Here is a 12,657-nt window from a genome sequence, read left to right on the forward strand (position 1 = left end):
ATCTTATAATGTGAAAGGAAAATACAATGGCTAAAAAAAGCAAAATGGACAGAGGCTTGGATAGCCTGTTCTTTGATAATTCTATAGATGAGGTCACACGATCTGATAGTGAATCGGGAAAAAATGATGATGGCGAAAATGGTATTTCCACAGTAAGGATATCTCTTATTGAGCCTGACAAAAATCAGCCACGTTCTGAGTTTGATGAGGACGCTCTTAATGAGCTTGCGGAAAATATCAGACAGCATGGTGTTTTGCAGCCTATACTTGTAAGACCTCTTGACAATGGGGGATATAAGATAGTTGCAGGCGAGCGCAGGTGGCGTGCGGCACGTCTGGCTGGACTTGATGAGATACCTGTTTATATAAAGGAGCTTACAGATCTTGAAGCCGCTGAGATATCCCTTATTGAAAATATCCAGCGTAAAGACCTTACACCTCTTGAGGAGGCGGCAGCTTATCAGACTCTTATGGAAACCTATGGTCTTACTCAGCAACAGGTGGCAGAAGCTGTTGGACGTTCACGTTCCGCTGTGGCAAACTCTATCAGACTTCTTTCCCTTAGCGAAAATGTGCAGGAAATGCTCCGTGACAAAAAGCTTACCGAGGGTCACGCAAAGGTGCTTGCAGGCGTTGCGGATAAGGATACTCAGGAAAAGCTTGCCACAGAGTGTATAGAAAAGGGCTGGACGGTAAGAGAGCTTGAAAAAGCTATCGCCGCTTTGGAAACAAAGAAAAAAGCTGAAAAGAAAATAAAGCGTACTATCACAAATCCTATGTATACTGAGTTTGAGATAAGAGTAAATCAAGCTACTGATAAGCTTCGTGTAAGTTTAAGCGAGGATAAAAAAGGCGGCTCAAAGCTTGATGTAAAATTCAGCTCTGATGTTGATGTGGATAAGATACTCAATGCCCTCGCCGAACTTCTTATGAACTGCTAGTTTTATACTTTATATATATGAAAAATGTCTGTTTCGGCAGGCATTTTTTTATATCCGTAATACAGCACGTCTGAAATATAAGGAAGTCATAACTAACCGAAAATAGGGGGTTTACAGCGTATAAATCAAGAAAAAATGTGGTAAAAGGTCTTTACAAATTGAAAAATAAGTGGTATACTATAAGAGTTAAAACAGATGTATCCTGAGAAAGTTTGTTACAGCTTACTTTTGAAGAAAATATCTGCTGTCCTTAAACAGACGTGCTTGAAAAAGTACGCTAAAAAGGAAATTTGAGTTTTGAGCTTTTGCTTGAAATATCGAGAAAGGAATGATTCTAAAATGGCAAGAAAAATGAAAACCATGGACGGAAACAACGCTGCTGCTTGGGCGTCATACCCATTTACAGAAGTTGCTGCTATCTATCCAATCACACCATCATCTGTTATGGCAGAAGTAACAGACCAGTGGGCTGCCAAGGGTAAGGAAAACCTGTTTGGCACTCCTGTAAAGCTTGCAGAAATGCAGTCTGAGGCAGGTGCTTCAGGTACAGTACACGGCTCACTTGCAGCCGGTGCGCTCACAACAACATATACAGCATCACAGGGACTTCTTCTTATGATCCCTAACCTGTATAAGATCGCAGGTGAGCTTCTCCCTTGCGTTATCCATGTATCTGCAAGATGTGTAGCTTCACACGCACTTAATATTTTCGGCGACCATTCTGACATCTATGCTTGCCGTCAGACAGGTTTTGCTATGCTTTGTTCTTCAAACGTACAGGAGGTAATGGACCTGGGTACAGTTGCTCACCTCTCAACTATCGAGGGCAGAGTACCATTCATCCACTTCTTTGACGGATTCAGAACATCTCACGAGATTCAGAAGATCGAGACATGGGATATGGAAGACGTAAGAGATATGGTAAACTTTGAAAAGGTTGAGGAGTTCAGAAAGAGAGCTCTTAATCCTGAGCATCCTGTACTTAGAGGTACAGCTCAGAACCCTGATATCTTCTTCCAGGCAAGAGAAGCTTGTAACCCATACTATGACGCTATCCCTGGCATCGTAGAGGATTACATGAACAAGGTAAACGAAAAGATCGGCACAAACTACAAGCTGTTCAACTACTACGGCGCACCAGACGCTACACACGTTATCGTAGCTATGGGTTCTGTTTGTGACACTATCGAAGAAACAATTGATTACCTCAACGAGAAGGAAGGCACAAAGCTCGGTCTTGTTAAGGTTAGACTTTACAGACCTTTCTGTGCTGACAAGCTCGTTGAAGCTATCCCTTCAACTTGTGAGCAGATCTCAGTTCTTGACAGAACTAAGGAGCCAGGTTCTGAGGGCGAGCCTCTTTATCTTGACGTTGTTGCTGCTCTTAAGGGTACACAGTTCCATGATGTAGCTATCGCTTCAGGCAGATATGGTCTTGGTTCTAAGGATACAACTCCTGCACAGATCAAGGCTGTTTACTGGAATGCAAGCTGGAAGGATACATATAAGCCAAGATTTACTATCGGTATCGAAGACGATGTTACAAACCTCTCTCTCGAAACTGAGGGCAAGCTTGACTCTGCTCCAGCAGGCACAACTGCTTGTAAGTTCTGGGGTCTTGGTGCTGACGGTACTGTTGGTGCAAACAAGAACTCTATCAAGATCATTGGTGACCATACAGATCTGTATGCTCAGGCATACTTTGCATATGACTCTAAGAAGTCAGGCGGTGTAACAGTTTCTCACCTGAGATTCGGTAAGACACCTATCAAGTCAACATACCTTATCAATCAGGCTGACTTTGTTGCTTGCCATAACGAGTCTTATATCACTAAGTACAACATGGTACAGGATATCAAGCCAGGCGGAACATTCCTTCTGAACTGCCAGTGGGAGCATGAAGAGCTGGATAAGCACCTCCCAGGTCAGGTAAAGAGATATATCGCTGAGAACAACATCAAGTTCTATACTATCAACGGCGTTAAGATCGGCAAGGAGATCGGTCTGGGCAACAGAATAAACACTGTTCTTCAGTCTGCATTCTTCAAGCTTGCTAACATCATTCCTATCGACGACGCTATCAAGTATATGAAGGACGCTGCTACAGCTTCTTATTCTAAGAAGGGCGACGCTATCGTTAAGATGAACCATGACGCTATCGACGCTGGATGTCAGCAGGTTCACGAAGTTAAGGTTCCTGCATCTTGGAAGAAGTGCAAGGATACTCCAATGGGTATGCCTGCCGCTAAGTGCGCAGATAAGACTCTTCAGGACTTCGTAAACAACATTCAGATCCCTTGCAACGCTCAGGAGGGCGACAAGCTCCCTGTTTCAACATTCACAGGTATGGCAGACGGTACATTCCCACAGGGTTCTGCTGCATTTGAGAAGAGAGGTATCGCTGTTGACGTTCCTGCATGGAATGGCGACAACTGTATCCAGTGTAACTTCTGTTCATATGTATGTCCACACGCAGTTATCAGACCTGTTGTAATGACAGACGCTGAGCTGAAGAAGGCTCCTAAGCTTGCTCAGGAGAAGGCGGTAGCTATGACAGGTATGCCTGGTTACAACTTCGTAATGACAATGTCTGCTCTGGACTGCACAGGCTGCGGTTCTTGCGTAAATGTTTGTCCTGGTAAGAAGGGCAACAAGGCTCTCAGCATGATGCCACTTGAAACTCAGCTCGCTGAGCAGGAAGTATTCAACTATGGTCTTACACTTGCTGAAAAGCCAGAAGTATTCGAGAAGTTCAAGGCAACAACAGTTAAGGGCTCACAGTTCAAGCAGCCACTGCTTGAATTCTCAGGCGCTTGCGCAGGCTGCGGTGAAACACCTTATGCTAAGCTCATCACACAGCTCTTTGGTGACAGAATGTACATTGCTAACGCAACAGGCTGTTCATCAATTTGGGGTGGTTCAGCTCCTTCAACTCCATACACAGTAAACAAGGACGGCAAGGGTCCAGCTTGGGCTAACTCACTGTTCGAGGATAACGCTGAGTATGGTTACGGTATGTTCCTTGCACAGTCCACTATCAGAAACAGAACTATCGCTAAGGTTCTTGAGCTGTCTAAGACAACTAAGGCTGCAGCTCTCAAGAAGGCTTGCGAAGAGTATCTTGAAACAGTAGATGACGGCGAGAAGAACTCACCAGCTACAGATAACCTTATCGCTGCTCTTAAGAAGACAAAGAATAAGGCTACTGAGGAGATCCTTAAGGACGCTGACTATCTGAGAAAGAAGTCAATGTGGATCTTCGGCGGTGACGGCTGGGCTTACGATATCGGATTCTCAGGCGTTGACCACGTTATCGCTCAGGGCGAGGACGTAAACATCTTCGTATTCGATACTGAGGTTTACTCAAATACAGGCGGACAGTCCTCTAAGTCAACTCCAACAGGTGCTATCGCTCAGTTCGCAGCAGCTGGTAAGGAAGTTAAGAAGAAGGATCTCGCAGGTATCGCAATGTCTTACGGCTATGTATATGTAGCTCACGTTGCAATGGGTGCTGATTACAATCAGTGCATCAAGGCTATCCACGAGGCAGAGTCTTATCACGGTCCTTCAATCATCATCGGTTATGCTCCATGTATCAACCATGGTATCAAGGGTGGTATGTCAATTGCTCAGACAGAGGAGAAGAAGGCTGTTCAGGCTGGTTACTGGCATCTGTACAGATTCGACCCACGTCTTAAGGCAGAGGGCAAGAATCCATTTATCCTTGATTCTAAGGCTCCAACAGCTGACTATAAGGACTTCATCATGGGCGAGGTACGTTACAACGCACTTGCTAGACAGAATCCTGAGAGAGCTGAGAAGCTCTTTGGTAAGGCTGTTCAGAACGCTAAGGACAGATATGATTATCTGCTCAGATACGCTAAGCTTTACAATACTGAGGAAAAGTAATCTAAGTTACTATAAAAAAGACGCTCATGCACTTCGGTGCGTGGGCGCTCTTTTTTCACCACAAAAAAAGGGTACTGCCACGTTGACAGTACCCTTTATATATGCAGTGGCGAACAGCGTTCGACCATTTCTTTTATCGCACGGTTAAAATATTATGGACTACATATCCTTTTTGATAAGATAAGTTTTCAGTATAGCCGCAGTTGTCTTTGCGTCAGGGAGCTTGTTTTCCATGACCATTTTGTAAGCTTCTTCAAGAGGCATTTTTGTTACGTCAAGGAACTCGCCTTCGTCAAGGTGCTGCTCACCGAAATCAAGTCCCTCTGCCATATACATATGGATTATCTCGGTATCATAAGCTACTGTTGGATAAATGCAGCCAAGATAAGTCATTTTCTCTGCAGTTGCACCTATCTCCTCTTTAAGCTCACGCTTTCCGCACTCCAAATGATCTTCACCGTATTCAAGCTTTCCTGCAGGTATCTCCATAAGTGCGGTCTTGAAAGGATAGCGGAACTGCTTCACAAAATAAACATTCTCGTCCTCGTCAAGAGCAACGATGCAAACTCCGCCAGGGTGATGAATGACCTCTCTAAGCGTCTTGTAGCCGTTTTCAAGCTCCACTTCATCACAAGTCAGGTGAACGACCCTGCCCTTGTATATCTCTTTTTCACTGATAGTTTTTTCGTTCTGATACATTTTATATCCTCCCTTTCAGGTTATGCGTTCTTTTCAACAGGCTGAGCTTCTTCTTTTTTCTTTCTGCCTGTAAATCTCACTGCGCCAAGGTAAACGATAAGCGAGCCGAAGCCAATGGCTGTTATCACCTTGCCCCAGAAAAGTCCCTTTGTTTCGTAGGTGAACTGGATGTCGTTTGATCCGGCAGGACAAAGCACAGCCATAAAGCCGTAATCCACCTTTTCTATCTCCACGTCCTGACCATTCACCTTTGCGCTCCAGCCGTCATCATATGGAACTGAGAAGAACACAAGGTTATCCTTGTCAAGGTCGATCTTGGCGTTGAAACCGTAAGAATCATAACTGAATGATGAACAACTGTTTGCACGTCTTTCAAGGCAGTTCTGATAATACTGATCTGTTGAGTAGTCAGTACCCTTAAAGCTGTAGTAGCTGAGAATATTATTGTATTTTGCAGCCTGCTCAGGGGTAAGCACAAGGGCTTTCATGAGCATTGATGTCTTGTCTACCTCTGAAGCCTTCTGAATGTCGCTGTCAAGGCAGTAGTAATCATATGTGAAGCCCATTGGTACATAATATTTGTTTTCGTAAATGTTGAAACCGTTCTGAGTATCAACATATTCAAAGCCGTAGAGATTTGCAAGAGTTTCAGGCTTCGATACCTCTGTGATACCTTTTCTCTCGCTTTCGGTAAGTTCATTGAAATAGTATTTTACGGAAAACAGGCTTCTTAGCGGATAGACCTTAGTTTCCATTCTTGATGCAACATCTCTCGTTTGTCCGATAGAGCTGTAGAAATCCATGATAGATGTTGAAACAACGCTGTGGAAGCATCTCATTGATGAAAGCTTCCAGAACATACACCAGTTGTCAACATTTTCTGAGGTATCTATCCTGTAGAAATTGTTGTCAGCATTGTAGTTCTCTGATCCAGACTCCAGCTTATCCATGTTGATGCTGTCGCCACCGTTTATTGCTCTGTTGATGTAGTCGGTGTTGTCAGTACCCTGGGTTACGCCGTATACGATAGAAGAAGTCATGCAGATGACCACCGCAACCGCCGTCATTGCAGAAGCGATCTTCATGTAGTCGAGCTTCTTCTCTGCGACCACATAAATAAGCACGCCCAACATTATTATCATTACTATGGTAACGATAGCCTGAATGTAGTAAAGCTCGATATATTCAGGCACTTTGCCATAGGATACAACGCCGTTTTCGTTTGTCGGAAGCAGACCGATGCCAATAAATATCGCACATACTACACAAACAGGCACAAATCCCTTTTTCAGATCGTCCTTGTTTTCTGCGATGACCTTTGCTGTCATAAGGCACATAAGTAGTATAGGCATATAATACCATCTTGCATAATATGACGCATTGAAAAGGACGAAAGAGGAGTTCAGTATAGGCACGCAAGCCATTATGCCAAACACGACGATAGCCTTTGTAAGCCAGCTGTCTTTGCCTTTCTTTCTTGTTCTCATAAACGCTATAACGCCTGCCATTGAGAACATAGGCAGATAGCCTGCCATTGAAGCCCATCTTGCCTTGTCTGAGTTAAGGATATTTATTCTTGCAGGCATATCGGAAAGCATAAAGAACGATTGGATAATTCTTGGTATTCTTACATTTTCACCGTATATAACAAGGTCAAGTCCATAAAGTCTTTCGTTTACACGGTAGTTGCCCATTACGCTCAGCGCTGACGGCAGGAATATAACAGCGGATATCATCACACCGATAACAGCCTCGAGGATAAGCAGACCGAACTTCTTCATGTCGATTTCAAAGTCCTTGTCAAGGCATCTCAGGAAGAAGTAGATAACAATGAATACGACCTCGCAGGCAAAGAAGAAATAGCTTATGGTCGCACATATAGCTACCGCTACCGCAAACGGACCCTTCTTGTTCTTTTGAACCAGCAGTTCAAATCCCAAAAGCATTAGAGGGAAAAACGCAGTTGCGTCGTGGAAGTGGTTGAAGAACACATTGTAGGTCTGGAAGCCTGAGAAAGCGTAAAGCAGACCGCCTATAAAGCAGGCGCTTGTGTTGTCAACAAAAAATCTGATATAAGCGTAGGCTGTTATTGCGGCGATAGCCGTTTTCAGCGCAAGGAGCCATGGTATCAGATAAGGCACTGCACCTGACGGGAAAAGTGTAGTGAGCCAGAAAAATGGCGAGCCAAGGAGATAAAAAGCATATGAGCCAACAAAGCTCGAGCCTAAGTCCGTTCCCCAATCCCAGCCCATGTTTCCGCTGCGAACAGCGTCATGACAGTGCTGATAGAACATCATCTGCTGTGAGTTGAAGTCGCCATAGTAGAGAAAGATGCCCTTGTTCACTATCATAGACGGTATGAACGAGATCATCATGCCGATAAAAGCCACCGCAAACAGCAGCAGATACTTTTCTTTTGGCTTGCTGTCAGGGCTTTTTAGAAGTCCGTTTTTCTTAAACATTGTCTTGTCCTCTTTTTCTTTACTGATAATATATTGGTAAAAAACCATACACAATTCATTATAACACAGCTACATATAAAAATCAACATTTTAAACAGTCTTTAGAACGATTTTGAATAAAAAAAGCTCATATGCAATAAGCACATGAGCCAGTCTGTTGCAAAAATGTCAAATCAACGGGCGAACACTGTTCGCCCCTACATACAAACAACGTGAATATGCAAAAGCATATGAGCATAGTTACAATATTATTTATTCCCTTTTCTCTGAACAATAAAGATACCCGAGCATACAAGGATAAGTGCGGCTATCCCCTGAACGCCAAAAATGCCTTTTTCATCAAGCAGGATAGTTGAAAGCAGCACTCCGCACACAGGGTTCATAAAGCCGAAAATCGCCACCTTTGAAACAGGGTTGTGCTTCAAAAGCACTGCCCACAGCGAATATGCCGCCGCTGATACAAAGGCAAGATACAAAAGCATCAAAAAAGCCTTTGCACTCATGTGACCAAGCCTGCCGCCCATTAAAAAGCCTATGACAGTGAGAACTGCTCCACCGAAAACGAACTGCCAGCCGCTAAGCATAACAGGGTCTTCTGTTTCGGAATAGCGCTTCATATACACCGATGAAAAAGCGTATGCACAGGTGCAAAGAAAAATAAATCCGTCCCCGAGAAAATTGAAGCTTACCCCCGAAAGTCCCCCGAGATTTATAATGATTATCCCCGAAAAACCAAGTATACAGCCTGCTATTTTCACAGCGGTGAGCTTTTCAAGCTTGTATAAAAGCGAGGACACCAGTATCGCAATAAAAACGTTCGCCCCAACTATTATCGCTGCCTTTACCCCCGTTGTGTGGGCAAGACCTATGTAGTAGAAAAAATACTGCAAAATTGTCTGAAAGAGGCTTATTATCATGATCTTTGGTATGGACGTCTTTGTTGGCAGGAGAATTTTTCTCTCAGCTCCGCTTCCCATGGCAAGAGCCATTAGCCCTGCCACAAAAAATCTTATGCCCCCAAACACAAGCTGAGAGCCGCTGTCATTGGTGGTTATGTTCATAAGGCTGTAGCCTATTTTCACGCAGGAAAATGCACTTCCCCACAGCATACAGCATATGGACGCAAGGACAGCTACTACCCATGTTTTTGTCAGAATATCTTTTTTCTCGTTCATACATTATCCTATCTATAGCAAATTGTGGATCTTCACAGAAAGACCGCAGCGGCGTAAAATGCTGCTGCGGTCGAAAGTTACTTTTTGTCTTTTTTTGCTTTCTTTTCCTTTTTGCGTTTCTTCTTGTTTTCCTTTATTATCTTCAAAGGGTCGCCGAAACGTTCCTTATCGTCCTTGACAGGTTCGATAGTTTCGCTCTTTGTCATGATATCCGTCATTTGCTGTAAAAGCATCGACTCCTCGAACATATCCACAGCTTCCTCGCAGGTGTCAGCCTTGCCGTCCACAAGAAACTGTTTTATCTGCTGAACGTTCTTCATATAGTCAAGTGACATGAAAGGCACTCTCTTTTCAAGAGCCTTGTAGTAATCATCTCTCTGACGTTCTACCTGCTTTATTCTGTCATCAAGCATTATTATCTGTTCGTTTATGCCCTCGTTCACTTCAACCTGCTTCTGTTCAGCAGCAGTAAGTCTGTATTTGTTCAGTGCGATACTGAAAACGCCTGCACCGATAAAAATAAGTGCACCTGCAATAATGCCCACTATAATAAGCTTTGTGCCAAGGAGCAGCCACAGCAGCAGAAAAGCCACCAATCCAATGCCGATGCTTATGCCTAAAGACTTGATTATTTTATTTTTTATATTGAAGTTTTTAACAACATAATCGTTGTCATGGATATAAGTTTTGAGGTATTCTTTATTTTCCTTGCTGACCGTTACAGCGTCCTCAAACTCAAAATATCTTTCAAAGTATTCGGCAGCACGGTCAATTTTTTCAAGCTCAGTTTCGTTAGCCATATATACTCCCTCAGATCACGAAAAAATTTCTAAAAGCAGAACCTTTTAGTCTTTTGCGTGGTGCGTGATAGTGAACACTGCACAAATAACACGCTATATTTCCCACCATATTACTACAATTATAACACACAGTACGTCTTTTGTCAACCATATTCAACTTGATTTTTGTAAAATGAAATCCCATGTATCTTACGCTGTTTTACTCTGTAAAATGCCAATATGGGAACAAAAAAGAGGACGAACACAGTCCGTCCTCCGATATGCTTAAGTATCTTACTCTGCTGTTTCGTTGTTTGTAACAGCAATGTCAGTAGCTTCGCCATTTTCAGCAGCTTCTCTAGCCGCCTTGCGCTCCTTTGCTACCTTTATAAGGGTCTGCTTGATAGACTCCAGCATTTCCTGAGTGAAAGGAAGGTTCTCGCCAAATGGGTTTACAACAAAGCCCTGTACCTTTGGCGTCTGCTCAGTGAGAGCAGCTATATCCTGAAATCTCATTGCAAAGCTCTGGAATGGCTTGTCATACTGGAGTTTTTTAGCTTCCTCTGGGGAAGTGAAAACAGGGAAAAACGTGCCGTTTGTTTTGTTGTTGTTGAGAAGAATGAACTTAGCCTTGCTCTTGTCCTCAAAATTAACATGGTTTTCAGCGTCGGCAACAAGCTCTGTTGTCTTTTCTACCATTGCAGGCACGAGAAATGTGCAGGCAAGTGCTGTGTTTATTACCTTGTTTTGAGTTTCGGCACAGAAATTCTTTCTCATTTCTGCGATAGCTTCTATAAGCTTAGGGTTGTTGTCGAAATTTGGTTTCTGATTGTTAGCCTTGAGTTCTGCCATTTTTAATTACTCCTTGTCTGTTTCTTCAAGATTTGTTTCGATTATAAATTTAGGTCTAGCCTTTGTTTCCAAATAGATCTTGCCTATATATTCTCCGATAATGCCTATAGCCAAAAGCTGAAGTCCGCCTATCGCCCATATAGACGTGATAGTTGAAGCCCAGCCCTGAACAGTGTGCCCCACTGCCCATGTTATAAGGAAATATATAAGCATTATAAGTGATACTAAAAATACTATTATACCGATAGTGGTGATAAATCTTATAGGCTTTACAGAAAGTGAGGTTATTCCCTCAACTGCAAAGGAAAGCATTTTTTTCAGCGGATATTTAGATTCGCCCGCCACACGCTCGTTTCTTACATACTTAACGATGTCGCTCTTGAAGCCAACCATAGGCACAAGACCTCTCAGAAACAGATTTACTTCCTTAAACTCTGCCAGAGCGTCTATAGCCCTTTTGCTCATAAGTCTGTAATCAGCGTGATTATATGTTATCTCAACGCCCATATGCTCCAAAAGCTTGTAATATGCCTGAGCAGTTCCACGCTTGAAAGCGGTATCCTTTTCTCTCGATGAACGAACACCGTAAACAATATCACAGCCCTCTGCCCTCTTATCAAGGAAGCCGTCAATAGCGTTTATATCGTCCTGCAAGTCAGCGTCCATGGAAACAACGATATCAGCATAGTTTCTCGCCGTCATAAGACCAGCCAGCAGTGCGTTCTGATGACCTTTGTTTCTTGAGAGCTTAAGACCCGTGAAAACAGGGCTTGCTTCGTGGAGTTTCTGTATTATCTCCCACGTTTTGTCCTTTGAGCCGTCGTCAACGAACATGACCTTGCTGTTCTGTGCGATACGACCTTCTGCCTTCAGCTCATCGAGCTTTTTTAGAAGCGCTTTCGCTGTGATAGGCAACATTTGTTCTTCGTTGTAGCATGGTATCACTACATACATAGTTTCTGTCATTTTGTTCTCTTATCCTTTCTCGTATTCGATCCCGAACAGGTGGCAAGCGTTTCTATTTGTAATGTCAAGCACTTCCTGCGGATCGAGTTTTTTTATCTCAGCCACGACCTTTGCCACTTCTTCTATCATAGGGCTTTCGCACCTCTGTCCTCTGTAAGGAGGGGGCGCCATGTAAGGGCAGTCCGTTTCAAGAAGAAGCCTGTCCATTGGGACAACTTCAAGAGCACGTCTGGCTTTTTTAGCGTTTTTAAAAGCAAGCGCACCTGTAAACCCGATGTACATACCAAGCCCAAGCACTATCTCTGCGGTCTCCGCCGAGCCTGAAAAGCAGTGAACTACACCTGACGGCGCATATTTGTTCAGCACGTCAAGGCAGTCCTGAGTGGCTTCACGGCAGTGAACTATAACAGGCAGACTTTTCTTCACAGCATATTCCACCTGCTTGTCAAAAAGCTTTATCTGTCTTTCTTTGTCATATCCCTCATAATGATAGTCAAGCCCTATCTCACCAACAGCAACAAGCTTGTGAGTAGAGCAGGCTTTCAAATAAAGCTCGTCAAGCACCTGCATATAATTTTCAGGAAGAGTATCCATACACTCAGGGTGAAAGCCCACAGAGGTATAGAAATTCTCATATTTTTTCGCAGTTTCGATGCCGAACAAAGACGATCTTTCGTCCGTTGCGGCGTGGCAGACCTTGTCTACAGGAGAGTCAGGGTCGCAAAGAAGCCTGTCAAGGACTTCGTATCTGTCCTCATCGAAAGCGTGATCGTCATAGTGACAATGTGAGTCAAATATATTTTTTATGGCAAGGACGTCCTTTCGTAAAAATATACAAACATATTATATCACAACTCGCCAATTTTGTAAAGCT

At 43.5% G+C, this 12,657-nt stretch carries 9 protein-coding genes; 2 read left to right on the forward strand and 7 right to left on the reverse strand.

Going from position 1 to position 12,657, the window contains the following annotated elements; translation table 11 throughout:
• Positions 1-26 precede the first annotated feature (26 nt).
• Together DWW81_RS07265 and nifJ are read left to right on the forward strand one after the other, a co-directional pair.
• The gene (locus DWW81_RS07265) at positions 27-941 is read left to right on the forward strand and encodes a ParB/RepB/Spo0J family partition protein (RefSeq protein ID WP_117897124.1); all 915 of its coding nucleotides are present in this window, start codon (positions 27-29) and stop codon (positions 939-941) included.
• A gap of 339 nt (positions 942-1,280) precedes the next feature.
• Entirely contained in the window at positions 1,281-4,850 is a 3,570-nt protein-coding gene (gene nifJ / locus DWW81_RS07270) for a pyruvate:ferredoxin (flavodoxin) oxidoreductase (RefSeq protein ID WP_117897125.1), read from the forward strand.
• 159 nt (positions 4,851-5,009) lie between these two features.
• On the opposite strand, the gene DWW81_RS07275 is transcribed toward nifJ, so the two are convergent.
• From DWW81_RS07275 to DWW81_RS07305, 7 genes are all read right to left on the reverse strand, one after another.
• Positions 5,010-5,549 (reverse strand): NUDIX hydrolase, encoded by a 540-nt coding sequence (locus DWW81_RS07275; RefSeq protein WP_038672772.1) that lies wholly within the window; start codon positions 5,547-5,549, stop codon positions 5,010-5,012.
• 20 nt (positions 5,550-5,569) lie between these two features.
• Positions 5,570-8,011: a YfhO family protein gene (locus DWW81_RS07280; protein ID WP_117897126.1), complete on the reverse strand. Its 2,442-nt coding sequence runs from the start codon at positions 8,009-8,011 to the stop codon at positions 5,570-5,572.
• A 248-nt stretch (positions 8,012-8,259) separates the two neighbouring features.
• Entirely contained in the window at positions 8,260-9,186 is a 927-nt protein-coding gene (locus tag DWW81_RS07285; RefSeq protein ID WP_117897127.1) for a DMT family transporter, read from the reverse strand.
• A gap of 77 nt (positions 9,187-9,263) precedes the next feature.
• Complete coding sequence (locus DWW81_RS07290) at positions 9,264-9,986, reverse strand: hypothetical protein (protein ID WP_117897128.1); 723 nt, start codon at positions 9,984-9,986, stop codon at positions 9,264-9,266.
• A 273-nt stretch (positions 9,987-10,259) separates the two neighbouring features.
• Positions 10,260-10,817 (reverse strand): SseB family protein, encoded by a 558-nt coding sequence (locus tag DWW81_RS07295; protein WP_117897129.1) that lies wholly within the window; start codon positions 10,815-10,817, stop codon positions 10,260-10,262.
• A gap of 6 nt (positions 10,818-10,823) precedes the next feature.
• Positions 10,824-11,783 carry a glycosyltransferase family 2 protein gene (locus DWW81_RS07300; protein ID WP_117897130.1) on the reverse strand — a complete coding sequence of 320 codons (960 nt, stop codon included), beginning with the start codon at positions 11,781-11,783 and terminating at the stop codon, positions 10,824-10,826.
• Positions 11,784-11,792: 9 nt separating this feature from the next.
• Entirely contained in the window at positions 11,793-12,617 is an 825-nt protein-coding gene (locus tag DWW81_RS07305; RefSeq protein WP_333634267.1) for a TatD family hydrolase, read from the reverse strand.
• Between the last annotated feature and the right edge of the window lie 40 nt (positions 12,618-12,657).

This window comes from Ruminococcus sp. AF17-1AC, assembly GCF_003461385.1.
Taxonomy (GTDB): Bacteria; Bacillota; Clostridia; order Oscillospirales; family Ruminococcaceae; genus Hominimerdicola; species Hominimerdicola aceti.